The following is a 16,355-nucleotide window of genomic DNA, read 5'->3' as shown; positions in this document are numbered from 1 at the left end:
GGCGATTTTTTGTCGTCATCATCACAAAAAACACAAACAAAATTTGTGGTTTTATTTAACCTGAGTGTAACTTTTATAAAACAAAGTGATTCACAAATACGCATTTGTTGAATTTATCGGAATCATAAAGGTGATGACGTGACAGAAGAACAACGCTTTGACCAGCGTATCGCGCAGGATACGGCCATCGAACCGCAGGACTGGATGCCGGATGCCTACCGCAAGACGCTGATCCGCCAGATTGGCCAGCACGCGCACTCGGAAATTGTCGGCATGCTGCCGGAGGGCAACTGGATTACCCGCGCGCCGACGCTGCGTCGGAAGGCGATTCTGCTGGCGAAGGTGCAGGATGAGGCCGGACACGGCCTGTATCTGTATAGCGCGGCGGAGACGCTCGGCTGCGCCCGGGAAGATCTGTATCAGAAGATGCTCGACGGGCAGATGAAATACTCCTCGATCTTTAACTACCCGACGCTGAGCTGGGCGGATATCGGCGTGATTGGCTGGCTGGTCGACGGCGCCGCTATCGTCAACCAGGTGGCGCTGTGCCGGACTTCCTACGGTCCCTACGCCCGGGCGATGGTCAAAATCTGCAAAGAGGAGAGCTTTCACCAGCGTCAGGGGTTTGAAGCCTGTATGGCGCTGGCCGAGGGCAGCGAAGCGCAGCGTCAGATGTTGCAGGATGCGATTAACCGCTTCTGGTGGCCGGCCCTGATGATGTTTGGCCCGAGCGACGATAACTCGCCGAACAGCGCCCGCAGCATGGCGTGGAAAATCAAACTGCACTCCAACGACGAACTGCGTCAGCGCTTTGTCGATAACACCGTACCGCAGGTCGCGATCCTCGGCATGACCGTGCCGGACGCCGATTTGCAGCTGGATGAAGCGACCGGGCACTACCGCTTTGGCGAAATCAACTGGCAGGAACTGAATGAAGTGATCAACGGGCGCGGCATTTGTAACCACGAACGCCTGGCCGCCAAGCGTAAAGCCTGGGAAGAGGGGGCATGGGTGCGGGAAGCCGCGCTGGCGCATGCGCAAAAACAACACTCCCGCGACGCGGCATAAGGAGAAGCATGATGAGCAACGTTTACTGGCCGTTATATGAAGTATTTGTCCGCAGCAAGCAGGGATTATCCCATCGTCACGTCGGCAGTCTGCACGCCGCCGATGACCAGATGGCGCTGGAAAATGCCCGCGATGTCTACACCCGGCGCAGCGAAGGCTGCTCGCTGTGGGTGGTGAAAGCCAGCCAGATAGTCGCATCCCAGCCGGAAGAACGCGGCGAGTTTTTTGATCCGGCGGAGAGCAAAGTCTATCGCCATCCGACTTTCTACAGCGTGCCGGACGGCATGGAACATATGTGAGGCAACGATGAACAACCTCAATCCCGTTGCAACCTATGCGCTGCGTCTCGGTGATAACGGCCTGGTGCTGGCCCAGCGCTTGGGCGCGTGGTGCGGCCATGCCCCGGAGCTGGAAATTGACCTCGCGCTGGCTAATATCGGCCTCGATCTGCTGGGCCAGGCGCGCAACTTCCTCAGCTATGCGGCTGAGCTGGCGGGGAGCGGCGATGAAGATACCCTGGCCTACGGCCGGGATGAACGTCAGTACGGCAATCTCCTGCTGGTGGAACAGCCGAACGGCAACTTTGCCGATACCATCGCCCGCCAGTTCTTTATCGATGCCTGGCATGTGGCGCTGTTTACCCGGCTGGTAAACAGTCGTGACGCGCAAATTGCCGCCATCGCCGCCAAGGGGCTCAAGGAGGTGCGCTATCACCTGCGCTTTAGCCGCGGCTGGCTGGAACGTCTGGGCAATGGCACTGAGGTATCGGCGCAGAAAATGCAGCAGGCGGTCGACGATCTGTGGCGTTTTACCGGGGAGTTGTTCCTCGCCGACGCGCTGGAGATTGCCCTTGTTGAGCAGGGTATCGCCGTTGACCCCCGCGACCTGCAGGCGGAGTGGCAGAGCACGGTTCACACCGCGCTGCTTGATGCCGGTCTGCAGATCCCGCAAGAGGCGGCGTTTCGCCACGGCGGCAAACAGGGACTGCACAGTGAACATCTCGGGCCGTTGCTGGCGGAAATGCAGTATCTGCAACGCGCTTATCCCGGTCAGCAGTGGTAACAGGAGGTGGCTATGCAACGTCTCGCCGCTATCGCACCCGCAGAAGTCCACGCTATCTGGGCACTGTTAAGTGAGATCCCCGATCCGGAAGTGCCGGTGCTGACCATTACCGACCTTGGCATGGTGCGCAGCGTGACACCGCACGGTGAAGGCTGGGTGATTGGCTTTACGCCGACCTACTCGGGCTGCCCGGCGACCGAGCATCTGCTGGGGGAGATTCGCGCAACGATGGCCCGCCACGGCTATACGCCGGTGCAGATTGTCCTGCAGCTTGACCCGCCGTGGACCACCGACTGGATGAACCAGGATGCCCGCGAGCGTCTGCGCCAGTACGGCATCAGCCCGCCGCAGGGGCACGCCTGCCATGCCGGTCTTCCGGATGAGGTGGTTTGCCCGCGTTGCGGCAGCGTACACACCACGCCGATCAGTGAATTCGGTTCGACGGCCTGTAAAGCGCTTTACCGCTGCGACAGCTGCCGTGAACCCTTTGATTACTTTAAATGTATTTGAGGTTGCCATGACGACGTTTCATTCGCTTACCGTCGCGAAAGTGGAGCCGGAAACCCGCGATGCGGTGACCATTACCTTTGCGATTCCCGACGCGCTGCAGGCGGAATATGCCTTCCGTCCGGGCCAGCATCTGACCGTGAAAGCCCGCCTCGGCGGGGAAGAGCTGCGCCGCTGCTACTCCATCTGTCGCAGCCGCTCGCCGGCGGAAATCAGCGTGGCGGTCAAAGCCATCGACGGCGGACGTTTTTCCCGCTATGCGCAGAGCGATATCTGCCAGGGCATGGTGCTGGAGGTGATGGTGCCGCAGGGGCATTTCGGCTACCAGCCGCAGGCCGGGCGCGAGGCTGACTATCTGGCGATTGCCGCCGGATCCGGTATCACGCCGATGATGGCGATTATTGGCGCCACGCTCGCCACCGAAGCGCATAGCCGCTTCACCCTGATTTATGGCAACCGCAGTAGCAGAAGCATGATGTTTCGTCAGGCGCTGGCGGATTTAAAAGACCGCTACCCGCAGCGGCTGCAGGTGGTGCATCTGTTCAGCCAGGAGTCGATGGACAGTGATTTGCTGCAGGGGCGCATTGATGGCGACAAACTGCGCGCGCTCTCTGCCAGACTGCTCGATTTCAGCCGCTTCGACGAGGCCTTTATTTGCGGTCCGGCGGTGATGATGGATGAAGCTGAAGCGGCGCTGCGCGAGCTGGGGATGGCGGAAAACCAGATTCATCTTGAGCGCTTTAATACCCCCGGAAGTCGCGCTAAACGCGCCACCGGCGTGCAGGCTGAAGGCCGCACCGTCACGATTCGTCAGGACGGCCGCGATCGGCAGATTGCCCTCACCGCGGAAGATGACAGCATTCTGGATGCGGCGCTGCGCCAGGGGGCGGATTTGCCCTTCGCCTGTAAAGGCGGCGTCTGCGCCACCTGCAAATGTAAAGTGCTGCGCGGCGAAGTGGCGATGGCGGCCAACTACAGCCTGGAAGCGGACGAACTGGCTGCCGGATATGTGCTGAGCTGCCAGGCGTTGCCGACCAGCGGCGACGTGGTGGTCGACTTTGACGCAAGGGGAATGGCATGAGCGATCTGCTGATAGCCCGTCACCAGCGGGTCCTGCTGCTGACCCTGAATCGTCCGCAGGCGCGTAATGCCTTGAATAACGCGCTGCTGACGCAGATTGCCGACGCGCTGGACGCGGCGGCGTCTGACCCGGATATCCGTGCCTGCGTGATCGGCGGCAACCGCCGTTTCTTTGCCGCCGGCGCCGACCTGAACGAAATGGCGGAAAAAGACCTGCCCGCCACGATGGACGATATTCGCCCGCGTCTGTGGGCGCGGATTGATGCCTTTCCGAAACCGCTGATCGCCGCTGTGAACGGCTACGCCCTTGGGGCGGGCTGCGAGCTGGCGCTGCTCTGCGACCTGGTGGTGGCGGGCGATAACGCGCGCTTCGGCCTGCCGGAGATCACCCTCGGCATTATGCCTGGCGCCGGAGGCACCCAGCGTCTTATCCGCTGCGTAGGGAAAGCGCTGGCCAGCCGGATGGTGCTGAGCGGCGAAAGTATTGATGCGCAGCGGGCGCAACAGGCCGGTCTGGTGAGTGAGATAACCCCGGCGCTGTTGACCGACGAATATGCCCTGAAGCTGGCGGCGACCATCGCCGGTCATTCGCCGCTGGCGCTGCGTGCGGCGAAACAGTCGCTGCGCCAGGCGCAGGAAGTGAGCCTTCAGGCCGGTCTTCAACAGGAGCGCCAGCTGTTTACATTGCTGAGCGCCACCGACGATCGCCGCGAAGGTATTGACGCCTTCTTACAAAAACGAACCCCGGAATTTAAAGGACGCTAATCGTGGACGCTTTTATTCTCAGCGAAGTAGAACAGGGTGTGATGACGATTACCCTTAACCGCCCGGATCGTCTTAACAGCTTTAACGATCTTATGCATCAGCAGCTGGCGGCCTGTCTGACTCAGGCCGAGCGCGATGACAACGTGCGCTGCCTGCTGATAACCGGTGCCGGACGCGGTTTTTGCGCCGGCCAGGATTTAAATGATCGCAACGTCGACCCCAGCGGTCCGGCGCCGGATCTGGGCCTGTCCGTTGAGCGTTTCTATAACCCGCTGGTGCGCCGTCTGGCGGCGCTGCCGAAGCCGGTGATTGCCGCGGTGAACGGCGTGGCGGCCGGCGCGGGCGCCACCCTCGCCCTGGGCTGCGATATTGTTCTCGCCGCGCGGTCGGCGAATTTTGTGATGGCCTTCAGCAAGCTGGGGCTGGTACCCGACTGCGGCGGTAGCTGGTTCCTGCCGCGGGTGGCCGGGCGCGCCCGGGCAATGGGGCTGGCGCTGCTGGGTGAGAAGCTCAGCGCCGAACAGGCCGCTCAGTGGGGGATGATCTGGCAGCTGGTGGAGGACGCCGAGCTGGCCGATACCAGTCGTCAGCTGGCCCGCCATCTGGCGACGCAGCCGACCTTCGGGCTGGGGCTTATCAAAAAAGCGCTCCAGGTCTCGGAGACCAATGGCCTCGATGCGCAGCTGGATCTTGAGCGCGACTATCAGCGTCTGGCCGGACGCAGCGATGACTATCGGGAAGGCGTCAGTGCCTTCCTGGCGAAGCGTCCTCCACAGTTCAGCGGGAAATAGACCATGAGCCAAACACTGCAAACCGTCGCCGTGATCGGCGCCGGCACGATGGGGGCCGGCATTGCGGAAGTGGCCGCCGCGGCCGGACATCCTGTCCTGCTCTACGATATCGCCTCCGAGGCGCTGACCCGCGCGGTGGAAGGCATTCGTCAGCGTCTGGCCGCCCGCGTGGCGCGAGGCAAGCTGACGGCGGACCAGGCGGATGCGCTGGTCTCCCGCCTTGTTCCGGTCACCGAGTTAGCCGCGCTGGCCGACGCCTGGCTGGTGATTGAAGCGGCGTCAGAGCGCCCGGATGTCAAAAAAGCGCTTTTCAGCCAGCTGGCGGCGATCTGCTCCCCGTCAACGCTGCTGACCAGCAATACCTCATCGATCTCCATTACCGCCATTGCCGCCGATGTAAAGCACCCTGAACGGGTGGCCGGTCTGCACTTCTTTAACCCCGCGCCGGTGATGAAACTGGTGGAGGTGGTGAGTGGTCTGGCGACATCGCCGGAAGTGGTTGAACAGCTGTGCCGGTGCGTTACGGCATGGGGAAAGCAGCCGGTACGCTGCCGTTCGACGCCGGGGTTTATCGTTAACCGCGTGGCGCGGCCGTTCTACGCCGAAGCGTGGCGGGCGCTGGAGGAGCAGGTGGCTCCCCCGGCGGTGATTGATGCCGCGCTGCGCGACGGCGGCGGTTTCCCGATGGGGCCGCTGGCGTTGACCGACCTGATTGGTCAGGACGTCAACTTCGCCGTCACCTGTTCGGTGTTTAACGCGTTCTGGCAGGACCGCCGTTTTCTGCCGTCGCTGGTCCAGCAGGAGCTGGCGCTGGCCGGGCGTCTGGGCAAGAAGAGCGGACAGGGCGTCTATCGCTGGCCCCTTGAGAGCGCATCCGTGCCGGCGCTGGCCGCTGTGGCTGAAACCTGCGGGGCCAAAGCAGTCCATACAACAGGTGACAGTGTCACCGGCAGGGTCACGATCGCCCTGGACGACGTTCGTGTGCTGGAAACGGAAGGCGAAACCGCCCAGGCGCTGAGCGTGCAGTATGGCTGCCCGGTGGTGGTATATGACTATTGCGCGGGTGACACCGTGGTTCTGGCAACGGCGGCGACGAACCCGGCGTCGGCGACCGACAAAGCGGTGCGCTATTTCCAGCAGCAGGGCAAGAAAGTGCTGCTGATTGCCGATTATCCCGGTCTGCTGGTCTGGCGTACCCTCGCCATGCTGATTAATGAAGCGCTCGACGCGGTGCAAAAAGGGGTCGCCAGCCCGGAAGATATCGATACCGCGATGCGCCTGGGCGTCAACTACCCGCATGGCCCGCTGGCGTGGGGCGAATCGGTGGGCTGGCAGCGCGTGCTGCGCATGCTGGAAAACCTGCAACAGCACTATGGCGAAGAGCGTTATCGCCCCGGTTCCTTACTGCGCCAGAAAGCGCTTGTGGAGCAGCGTAATGAACAATGAGGCCTGGCGCAACGCGCGCGCGATGTACGAAAAAGATACCTGCGCCAGAACCCTGGGCATCGAGATGATTGAAATGGATGACGGCTATGCGCAGATGAGCATGACCGTCTCGCCAGCCATGCTTAACGGCCATCAGACCTGTCACGGCGGACAGCTGTTTTCGCTGGCCGATACCGCCTTTGCCTACGCCTGCAACAGCCAGGGGCTGGCGGCGGTGGCATCTGCCGCCAGTATCGACTTCCTGCGTCCGGCGTTTGCCGGCGACCGGCTGGTCGCCACGGCGCGGGTGAAGCAGCAGGGGAAACTGACCGGCGTCTACGACATTGAAATTGTTAATCAACAACAAAAGATTGTGGCCCTGTTTCGCGGCAAATCGCACCGCATCGGCGGCACAATAACGGGAGAAGTCTGATGCGTGACGCCTTTATCTGTGATGGGATTCGTACGCCGATTGGTCGTTACGGCGGGGCGCTGGCCAGCGTTCGCGCCGATGATTTAGCCGCCATTCCACTGCGAGAGTTGCTGAGCCGTAACCCGGGTCTCGATCCCTCGGTCATCGATGATGTGATTTTCGGCTGTGCGAACCAGGCCGGGGAAGATAACCGCAACGTGGCGCATATGGCGACCTTGCTGGCGGGATATCCGCAGACGGTCTCCGGCACCACCATCAACCGGCTGTGTGGTTCCGGCCTGGATGCGATCGGCTTTGCCGCACGCGCCATCAAAGCCGGCGACGCGGATCTGCTGATTGCCGGCGGCGTGGAATCGATGTCGCGGGCGCCGTTTGTGATGGGCAAAGCCAGCGCGCCGTTCCAGCGCCAGGCCGAGCTGTTTGATACCACCATCGGCTGGCGTTTTGTGAACCCGCTCATGCAGCAGCAATTTGGCACTGACAGTATGCCGGAAACGGCAGAGAATGTAGCTGAATTGTTAAACATCAGCCGGGCCGATCAGGATGCCTTCGCTTTTCGCAGCCAGCAGCTGACGGCGAAAGCGCAGCGGGCGGGGATTCTGGCGCAGGAAATCGTGCCGGTGCAAATTATTGGCAAGAAAGGGGCGGTGAGCGCGGTTCGCGAGGACGAACACCCGCGGGCGGAGACCACCCTTGAACAGCTGGCCGGGCTAAAAACGCCGTTTCGCAAAGGCGGCGTGGTCACCGCCGGAAACGCCTCCGGGGTGAACGATGGCGCCGCCGCGCTGATTATCGCCAGCGAACAGCAGGCGCGGGCGCAGGGGTTAACCCCACGTGCACGAATTGTGGCGATGGCGACCGCGGGCGTGGAGCCCAGGTTTATGGGGCTGGGGCCGGTGCCGGCGGTACGCAAAGTGCTGGAGCGCGCCGGACTGAATATTAACGATATGGATGTTATCGAACTGAACGAAGCCTTTGCTGCGCAGGCCTTGGGCGTGCTCAGGCAGCTGGGGCTGGCGGACGATGCGGAGCATGTTAACCCCAACGGCGGTGCTATCGCCTTAGGTCATCCCTTGGGAATGAGCGGCGCGCGGCTGGCATTGAGCGCCAGCCTGGAGCTGCAGCGACGGAACGGGCGCTATGCGCTGTGTACGATGTGTATTGGCGTGGGTCAGGGCATTGCCATGATCCTTGAGCGAGTGTGAGCGACTTTACCTGCGAGTACCCTAAAATGATAACTAATACAAAATTAGATCCGATTGAAACTGCTTCTCGTGACGAATTACAAGCTTTGCAAACCCAGCGCCTGAAATGGACGCTGAAACATGCCTATGACAATGTGCCGATGTACCGGCGTAAATTTGACGCGGCGGGCGTCCATCCTGAGGATTTTCGCGAACTGAGCGACCTGAGCAAATTCCCGTGTACCACCAAACAGGATCTGCGCGATAACTATCCGTTTGATACCTTTGCGGTACCGATGGAACAAATTGTGCGTATTCATGCCTCTTCCGGCACCACCGGCAAACCGACGGTGGTGGGCTATACGCAGAATGATATCGACACCTGGGCCAATATCGTTGCCCGTTCGCTGCGCGCCGCCGGCGGTACGGCAAAAGATAAAATTCATGTTGCCTACGGCTACGGGCTATTCACCGGCGGTCTCGGCGCGCACTACGGCGCAGAGCGCCTGGGAGCCACGGTGATCCCGATGTCCGGCGGCCAGACGGAAAAACAGGCACAGCTGATCCGCGATTTCCAGCCGGACATGATTATGGTGACGCCTTCCTACTGCCTGAACCTGATTGAAGAGCTGGAGCGCCAGATGGGCGGCGACGCCAGCCGCTGCTCGCTGCGGGTCGGCGTCTTCGGCGCCGAGCCGTGGACGCTGGCGATGCGGGGGGAGATTGAGCGTCGGCTGGGGATCTCCGCGCTGGATATTTACGGCCTGTCGGAAGTGATGGGGCCGGGGGTAGCGATGGAGTGTCTGGAAACCGCCGACGGTCCGACTATCTGGGAAGATCACTTCTTCCCGGAAGTGGTTAACCCCAACGACGGTACGCCGCTGGCGGATGGCGAACACGGCGAGCTGCTGTTTACCACACTGACCAAAGAGGCGCTGCCGGTGATTCGCTACCGTACTCGCGATCTGACCCGCCTGCTGCCGGGCACCGCGCGCACCATGCGCCGGATGGATCGCATCAGCGGGCGCAGTGACGATATGCTGATTATTCGCGGGGTCAACGTCTTCCCGTCGCAACTGGAAGAGGAGATTCTGAAAGTCGAGCATCTGTCGCCGCACTATCAGCTGGAAGTCAATCGTCGCGGCCATCTTGATTCACTTTCGGTCCGCGTCGAGTTGAAAGAGAGCAGCTTGTCGCTGAGTCATGAGCAGCGCTGCCAGATCTGCCATCAGCTGCGTCACCGAATTAAGTCGATGGTCGGGATCTCGACGGATATTAGCATCGTCAACTGCGGAAGTATCCCTCGCTCGGAAGGCAAGGCCTGCCGCGTCTCCGACCTGCGCAAAATCGTCGCCAACGGTTAAGCCGAGTCTTCCCGGGTGGCGGCTTGCGCCGACCCGGGCACCAGACCCGATCCCCGGTAAGCCTGCGCTACCGGGGATTTTCCTGTGCTATGATTCAGAAAGGACAACAATAACAACAGAATGAATCAAATGAGTAAACTCGATACTTTTATTCAACAGGCGGTCGAAGCGATGCCAATCAGCGGCACTTCGCTGATCGCCTCGCTGTACGGAGATTCCTTGCTACAGCGCGGTGGAGAAGTGTGGCTCGGCAGCGTGGCCGCGCTGCTGGAAGGGCTGGGCTTTGGCGAACGGTTCGTGCGCACGGCGCTGTTCCGGCTGAACAAAGAGGAGTGGCTGGATGTGGTACGCATCGGCCGACGCAGTTTCTATCGTCTGAGCGACAAAGGGCTGCGTCTGACGCGCCGGGCGGAGCATAAAATCTACCGCGCCAGCGCGCCGGAATGGGACGGGACCTGGCTGCTGCTGCTGTCGGAAGGGCTGGAGAAAAATCAGCTGGCGGAAGTGAAAAAGCAGCTGCTGTGGCAAGGCTTTGGCGCCCTGGCACCGAGTCTGCTTGCCTCGCCATCGCAAAAAATGGCCGATGTCCAGTCGCTGCTGCACGAAGCGGGCGTGGCGGAAAACTTGATCTGTTTTGAAGCCCATTCGCCATTGGCGCTCTCCCAGGCGGCGCTGCGCGCCCGTGTGGAAGAGTGCTGGCATTTGACCGAGCAGAACACGATGTACGACACCTTTATTGCACTGTTTCGCCCGCTGCTACCGCTGCTGCGCGATGCCGATGCCGACGAGTTAACGCCGCAACGTTGCTTCCAGATCCAGCTGCTGCTGATCCATTTCTATCGTCGCGTGGTGCTCAAAGATCCGCTGTTGCCGGAGGAGCTACTGCCTGCGCACTGGGCCGGACAAACCGCGCGCCAGCTGTGCATCAATATTTACCAGCGGGTCGCTCCCGGCGCGCTGACCTTCGTCGGCGAAAAAGGGGAAAGCTCGGTGGGGGAACTGCCTGCGCCGGGGCCGCTCTATTATCAGCGTTTTGGCGGTTTGCCAGGCGCCTAAGGAGGCTTGATGCCGATTTATCAGATTGACGGTATGACTCCCGTTGTGCCGGATGAAAGCTACGTGCATCCCACGGCGGTACTGATTGGCGATGTGATCCTCGGGAAAGGCGTGTACGTTGGCCCTAATGCCAGCCTGCGCGGCGATTTTGGGCGGATTGTGGTTAAAGACGGCGCTAACATTCAGGATAACTGCGTGATGCACGGCTTCCCCGGTCAGGATACGGTGGTGGAGGAGGACGGGCATATCGGCCACGGGGCAATTCTTCACGGCTGCGTCATTGGCCGCAACGCGCTGGTGGGAATGAGCGCGGTGATTATCGACGGCGCGACCATCGGTGAGAACAGCATTGTCGGCGCATCGGCGTTTGTGAAGGCGAAAGCGGAGATGCCGGCCAACCATCTGATTGTCGGCAGTCCGGCAAAAGCGATCCGCACCTTAAGCGAGCAGGAAATCGCGTGGAAAAAACAGGGGACGCGGGAATACCAGGTGCTGGTGGAGCGCTGCAAGCAGTCGCTGCATCAGGTGGAGCCGTTAAAAGAAGCCGAGCCGGAGAGAAAACGGCTGGAGTTTGACGAGAACCTGCGGCCGAAATCATCATCCTGAACAAGAGCCCTCGGGCATTGGGGGGCCTGATATTTAGCCCGCTCGCGAAAGAGTGCCGGGTGCGCCTGAATCGCCGCCAGCACTTTTGCCGCAAGTTCCATGGGGTTACGTCGCCTGGATTACCGGCTTTTAATGCTATCCACGCTGCTTTCCAGCGCTTGCGCCATTTTCGTCGGAGACGCCTTCAGCTGCGCTCTACGAGGCGGTGCGTAAGGGAAATGGGGAGAGGGTGAAAAAAACACTCCCACCGGGCGGTGGGAGTGGAAATCTTATGCTGCAACCACGCTGTCGATGGCCGCTTTGGCATCGGACTGCGCTTTGGCTGCGACTTCCGGACCATAAGCAATACCTTCTGCGAAGACAAAGTTCACGTCGGTGATACCGATGAAGCCGAGGAAGGTAGACAGGTACGGCGTGACCAGGTCGGTCGGGGTGTCTTTATGGATACCGCCACGGCTGGTCAGCACAACCGCACGTTTACCGGTAACCAGACCTTCTGGCCCTTTTTCGGTGTAGCGGAAGGTCACACCGGCGCGAGCCACCAGGTCGAAGTAGTTTTTCAGCTGGGTCGGGATGTTGAAGTTATACATCGGCGCCGCGATGACAATCACGTCATTCGCTTTCAGCTCGGCGATCAGTTCGTCGGACAGCGCCAGCGCTTCCTGCTGACGCGGCGTCAGCGGGGCATCGCTCGGACGCAGCGCGCCAACCAGTTCACCATCCAGTACCGGAATCGGATTGGCTGCCAGGTCACGCACGGTGATAACATCATCAGCGTGCTGTTCGCGCCATTGTTCAACAAAATAGTCGGACAGCTGACCGGATTGTGAGTACCCTGCCAGAATACTGGATTTCAGTACTAATACTTTGCTCATGGGTGTTTCCTTATATGAGATTGACGGGTCGATGCCCTGGTGCTTGTTGACACTGTATTCACAATCATGCCACAGAGAAAGCGCAATAAATCGAACCCTGTATTCAATTTTTTTGAACAAGGCATGCGATTCGCAGATGTGGTAATATACAGCAATACATCACAAGAGATTTTTCCCGGCAGTGCACTGCCCGATAACGCTATGACAGAACAACAAAAGTTCACCTTCTCTCAGCTATTCCAACGGCTTGATGGCCTGATGCTGCGTGATAAGTCACGCTTTTCCCGTCGCCTGCATGGCGTGAAGAAGGTTAAAAATCCTGAAGCCCAGCAGGCCATTCTTCAGGAGATGGCGCAGGAGATCGAACAAGCCGCAGGGAGAGTCCTGCTGCGTGAAGCCTCGCGCCCAACGATTACCTACCCGGAAAATCTGCCGGTCAGCCAGAAAAAAGAGGAGATTTTGCAGGCGGTTCGCGACCATCAGGTGGTTATCGTGGCAGGGGAGACCGGCTCCGGTAAAACCACCCAGCTGCCGAAAATCTGCATGGAGCTGGGGCGCGGGGTGAAAGGGCTGATTGGCCATACGCAGCCGCGTCGTCTGGCGGCGCGCACCGTGGCCAACCGTATCGCCGAAGAGCTGCAAAGCGAACCGGGCGGCTGCATCGGCTATAAAGTCCGTTTTAGCGACCACGTTAGCGACAACACCATGGTCAAGCTGATGACCGACGGTATTCTGCTGGCGGAAATCCAGCAGGATCGGCTGTTGATGCAGTACGACACCATCATCATCGATGAAGCGCACGAACGTAGCCTGAACATCGACTTCCTGCTCGGCTATTTACGGGAACTGCTGCCGCGTCGCCCGGACCTGAAAATTATCATCACCTCGGCAACCATCGACCCGGAACGATTTTCGCGCCACTTTAACCACGCGCCGATTATCGAAGTGTCCGGCCGAACTTACCCGGTGGAAGTGCGCTACCGGCCAATCGTTGAAGATGCCGACGATACCGAACGCGATCAGCTGCAGGCGATCTTCGATGCCGTTGATGAACTGGGACGTGAAAGTCCCGGCGATATCCTGATCTTTATGAGCGGCGAGCGCGAAATTCGCGATACCGCCGATGCGCTCAATAAGCTCAATCTGCGCCATACCGAAGTCCTGCCGCTGTATGCGCGGCTGTCGAACAGCGAACAGAACCGCGTCTTCCAGTCCCACAGCGGGCGGCGGATCGTGCTGGCGACCAACGTCGCCGAAACCTCGTTGACCGTTCCGGGCATTAAGTACGTTATCGATCCCGGTACCGCGCGCATCAGCCGCTATAGCTATCGTACCAAGGTGCAGCGTCTGCCGATTGAGCCGGTTTCTCAGGCCTCTGCTAACCAGCGTAAAGGCCGCTGCGGCCGTGTGTCTGAAGGGATCTGTATTCGTCTCTATTCGGAAGACGATTTCCTCTCGCGCCCGGAATTTACCGACCCGGAAATTCTGCGTACTAACCTGGCGTCGGTGATCCTGCAAATGACCGCGCTGGGCCTCGGTGATATTGCCGCGTTCCCGTTCGTTGAAGCGCCGGATAAGCGCAATATCCAGGACGGCGTGCGTCTGCTCGAGGAGCTGGGGGCGATTACCACCGACGAGCAGCAGACCGCCTATAAGCTGACGCCGATGGGCCGTCAGCTCAGCCAGCTGCCGGTTGACCCGCGCCTGGCGCGGATGGTGCTGGAAGCACAAAAACACGGCTGCGTGCGCGAGGCGATGATCATCACCTCGGCGCTGTCGATTCAGGACCCGCGCGAGCGCCCGATGGACAAGCAGCAGGCCTCCGATGAGAAACATCGCCGTTTCCACGATAAAGAGTCCGACTTCCTGGCGTTTGTGAACCTGTGGAACTACCTCGGCGAGCAGCAAAAGGTGCTCTCCTCGAACCAGTTCCGTCGCCAGTGCCGCACCGATTTTCTCAACTATCTGCGGGTGCGTGAATGGCAGGATATCTACACCCAGCTGCGCCAGGTGGTGAAAGAGCTGGGGCTGCCGATTAACAGCGAGCCGGCGGAGTATCGCGAAATCCATACCGCGCTGCTGACCGGTCTGCTGTCGCACATCGGGATGAAAGATAACGATAAGCAGGAGTTTACCGGGGCGCGCAATGCGCGTTTCTCTATCTTCCCGGGATCCGGTTTGTTCAAGAAACCGCCGAAGTGGACGATGGTCGCCGAACTGGTGGAAACCAGCCGCCTGTGGGGACGGATTGCCGCCCGCATCGACCCGGAATGGATAGAACCGGTGGCGCAGCACCTGCTTAAACGGTCATACAGCGAACCGCACTGGGAGCGGGCGCAGGGGGCGGTGATGGCGACGGAGAAAGTGACCGTCTACGGTCTGCCGATCGTCGCCGCCCGTAAAGTGAACTATAGCCAGATAGACCCGGCGTTGTGCCGCGAGCTGTTTATCCGCCATGCGCTGGTGGAAGGGGACTGGCAGACGCGTCACGCCTTCTTCCGCGACAACAACAGGCTGCGCACGGAAATTGAAGAGCTGGAGCATAAATCGCGCCGCCGCGACATTCTGGTGGATGACGATACGCTGTTCGATTTCTATGACCAGCGTATCAGCCACGACGTTATTTCCGCCCGCCACTTCGATAAGTGGTGGAAAGCGGCCAGCCGCGACACGCCGGATCTGCTCAACTTTGAAAAGAGTATGCTGATCAAAGAGGGGGCGGAGCAGGTCAGCAAGCTGGACTATCCGAACTTCTGGCATCAGGGCAACCTGAAGCTGCGGTTGACCTATCAGTTTGAACCGGGCGCTGATGCCGATGGGGTGACGGTACATATTCCGCTGCCGTTGCTCAACCAGGTCGAAGAGGCCGGATTCGAGTGGCAGATTCCCGGTCTGCGCCGTGAGCTGATTATCGCGCTGATCAAATCGCTGCCAAAACCGGTGCGGCGTAATTTCGTGCCGGCGCCGAACTACGCCGAGGCGTTTTTAGGCCGCGCGACGCCGCTGGAGCTGCCGCTGCTGGATTCGCTGGAGCGCGAGCTGCGGCGTATGAGCGGCGTGACCATCGATCGCGAAGCCTGGCAGTGGGAACAGGTGCCCGATCATCTGAAAATCACCTTCCGGGTGGTGGATGACCAGAACAAAAAGCTCGCGGAAGGGCGCTCGCTGCAGGAGTTAAAAGAGGCCTTGAAGGGCAAAGTGCAGGAGACGCTTTCTGCCGTTGCCGACGATGGTATCGAGCAGAGCGGGCTGCATATCTGGAGTTTCGGTCAACTGCCGGAGAGCTACGAGCAAAAACGCGGCAACTATAAGGTGAAAGCCTGGCCGGCGCTGGTGGATGAACGCGACAGCGTGGCGATTAAGCTGTTTGATAATCCGCTGGAGCAGCAGCAGGCGATGTGGCAGGGGCTGCGCCGTCTGCTGCTGCTCAATATCCCGTCGCCGATTAAGTATCTGCATGAGAAGCTGCCGAATAAAGCCAAGCTGGGGCTCTATTTTAACCCTTACGGCAAAGTGCTGGATCTGATTGATGACTGTATCTCCTGTGGCGTCGATAAACTTATCGATGAGGCGGGCGGCCCGGTGTGGAGCGAGGAGGATTTCGCGAAACTGCACGATAAGGTGCGCGCCGAACTGAATGAGACCGTGGTGGAGATAGCCAAACAGGTCGAACAGATTCTGACCGCGGTGTTTAACATCAATAAGCGGTTGAAAGGGCGCGTCGACATGAGCATGGCGCTGGGGCTGTCGGATATTAAGGCGCAGATGGGCGGGCTGGTCTATCGCGGCTTCGTGACCGGCAACGGTTTCCGCCGACTGGGGGATACCCTGCGCTATCTGCAGGCGATTGAAAAACGACTGGAGAAAATGGCCATCGATCCGCACCGCGACCGGGCGCAGATGCTCAAAGTGGAGAGTATCCAGCAGGCCTGGCAGCAGTGGCTGAATAAGCTACCTCCGGGGCGGCGTGGGGATGCGGATGTGCAGGAGATTCGCTGGATGATTGAGGAGCTGCGCGTCAGCTTCTTCGCCCAGCAGCTCGGAACGCCATATCCCATCTCCGACAAGCGGGTGCTGCAGGCTATGGAACAAATCGTCGCGTAAGCGACGATTTGCAAGCTGCGGACGTTCCTGCTGAC

The 16,355-nt window shown here is 60.1% G+C and carries 15 protein-coding genes and 1 pseudogene; 14 read left to right on the top strand and 2 right to left on the bottom strand.

The genetic code is table 11. The annotated features are described in order from the left end of the window. Positions 1-138: 138 nt before the first annotated feature. From paaA to paaY, 13 genes are all read left to right on the top strand, one after another. Entirely contained in the window at positions 139-1,068 is a 930-nt protein-coding gene (gene paaA / locus AC007G_RS12355; RefSeq protein ID WP_032696330.1) for a 1,2-phenylacetyl-CoA epoxidase subunit PaaA, read from the top strand. Between the two features lie 11 nt (positions 1,069-1,079). Then, positions 1,080-1,367: a 1,2-phenylacetyl-CoA epoxidase subunit PaaB gene (gene paaB, locus AC007G_RS12350; RefSeq protein ID WP_004861295.1), complete on the top strand. Its 288-nt coding sequence runs from the start codon at positions 1,080-1,082 to the stop codon at positions 1,365-1,367. Between the two features lie 7 nt (positions 1,368-1,374). After that, the gene (gene paaC / locus AC007G_RS12345) at positions 1,375-2,130 is read left to right on the top strand and encodes a 1,2-phenylacetyl-CoA epoxidase subunit PaaC (RefSeq protein ID WP_032696329.1); all 756 of its coding nucleotides are present in this window, start codon (positions 1,375-1,377) and stop codon (positions 2,128-2,130) included. Between the two features lie 12 nt (positions 2,131-2,142). Continuing rightward, positions 2,143-2,640 carry a 1,2-phenylacetyl-CoA epoxidase subunit PaaD gene (gene paaD / locus AC007G_RS12340; protein ID WP_032700038.1) on the top strand — a complete coding sequence of 166 codons (498 nt, stop codon included), beginning with the start codon at positions 2,143-2,145 and terminating at the stop codon, positions 2,638-2,640. A gap of 7 nt (positions 2,641-2,647) precedes the next feature. Beyond that, complete coding sequence (gene paaE / locus AC007G_RS12335; RefSeq protein ID WP_142630999.1) at positions 2,648-3,718, top strand: 1,2-phenylacetyl-CoA epoxidase subunit PaaE; 1,071 nt, start codon at positions 2,648-2,650, stop codon at positions 3,716-3,718. Next, positions 3,715-4,482 (top strand): 2,3-dehydroadipyl-CoA hydratase PaaF, encoded by a 768-nt coding sequence (gene paaF / locus AC007G_RS12330; RefSeq protein ID WP_032687971.1) that lies wholly within the window; start codon positions 3,715-3,717, stop codon positions 4,480-4,482. Before paaE ends, paaF begins: the two co-directional genes overlap by 4 nt. Before the next feature lie 2 nt (positions 4,483-4,484). Next, a complete protein-coding gene (gene paaG, locus AC007G_RS12325) occupies positions 4,485-5,273 on the top strand; it encodes a 2-(1,2-epoxy-1,2-dihydrophenyl)acetyl-CoA isomerase PaaG (protein ID WP_032700035.1) in 789 nt (262 codons plus the stop codon). A gap of 3 nt (positions 5,274-5,276) precedes the next feature. After that, positions 5,277-6,719 (top strand): 3-hydroxyacyl-CoA dehydrogenase PaaH, encoded by a 1,443-nt coding sequence (gene paaH, locus AC007G_RS12320; protein ID WP_064793367.1) that lies wholly within the window; start codon positions 5,277-5,279, stop codon positions 6,717-6,719. Beyond that, on the top strand, positions 6,709-7,131 hold the full coding sequence (gene paaI, locus AC007G_RS12315) for a hydroxyphenylacetyl-CoA thioesterase PaaI (protein ID WP_032687967.1): 423 nt from the start codon (positions 6,709-6,711) through the stop codon (positions 7,129-7,131). Before paaH ends, paaI begins: the two co-directional genes overlap by 11 nt. Beyond that, the gene (pcaF, locus tag AC007G_RS12310) at positions 7,131-8,336 is read left to right on the top strand and encodes a 3-oxoadipyl-CoA thiolase (protein WP_046852603.1); all 1,206 of its coding nucleotides are present in this window, start codon (positions 7,131-7,133) and stop codon (positions 8,334-8,336) included. Before paaI ends, pcaF begins: the two co-directional genes overlap by 1 nt. 26 nt (positions 8,337-8,362) lie before the next feature. Continuing rightward, positions 8,363-9,679 carry a phenylacetate--CoA ligase PaaK gene (gene paaK, locus AC007G_RS12305; protein WP_032700076.1) on the top strand — a complete coding sequence of 439 codons (1,317 nt, stop codon included), beginning with the start codon at positions 8,363-8,365 and terminating at the stop codon, positions 9,677-9,679. A gap of 129 nt (positions 9,680-9,808) precedes the next feature. Then, a complete protein-coding gene (paaX, locus tag AC007G_RS12300; RefSeq protein ID WP_479466603.1) occupies positions 9,809-10,735 on the top strand; it encodes a phenylacetic acid degradation operon negative regulatory protein PaaX in 927 nt (308 codons plus the stop codon). A 9-nt stretch (positions 10,736-10,744) separates the two neighbouring features. After that, on the top strand, positions 10,745-11,341 hold the full coding sequence (gene paaY / locus AC007G_RS12295) for a phenylacetic acid degradation protein PaaY (RefSeq protein WP_032687964.1): 597 nt from the start codon (positions 10,745-10,747) through the stop codon (positions 11,339-11,341). A 29-nt stretch (positions 11,342-11,370) separates the two neighbouring features. Here the strand turns inward: paaY and AC007G_RS12290 are convergent. Further along, positions 11,371-11,538: pseudogene (locus tag AC007G_RS12290) on the bottom strand (NadS family protein); the annotation flags it as partial. Positions 11,539-11,610: 72 nt separating this feature from the next. Beyond that, positions 11,611-12,216, bottom strand: coding sequence for an FMN-dependent NADH-azoreductase (gene azoR, locus AC007G_RS12285; protein ID WP_032687963.1), 606 nt, complete (start codon positions 12,214-12,216; stop codon positions 11,611-11,613). A gap of 201 nt (positions 12,217-12,417) precedes the next feature. On the opposite strand from azoR, the gene hrpA reads away from it, so the two are divergent. Next, the gene (gene hrpA, locus AC007G_RS12280; RefSeq protein ID WP_142631000.1) at positions 12,418-16,320 is read left to right on the top strand and encodes an ATP-dependent RNA helicase HrpA; all 3,903 of its coding nucleotides are present in this window, start codon (positions 12,418-12,420) and stop codon (positions 16,318-16,320) included. Positions 16,321-16,355: the final 35 nt, after the last annotated feature.

It is taken from the genome of Klebsiella sp. CSG-1, assembly GCF_056521145.1.
This window is presented reverse-complemented; position numbering and strand designations above follow the sequence as displayed.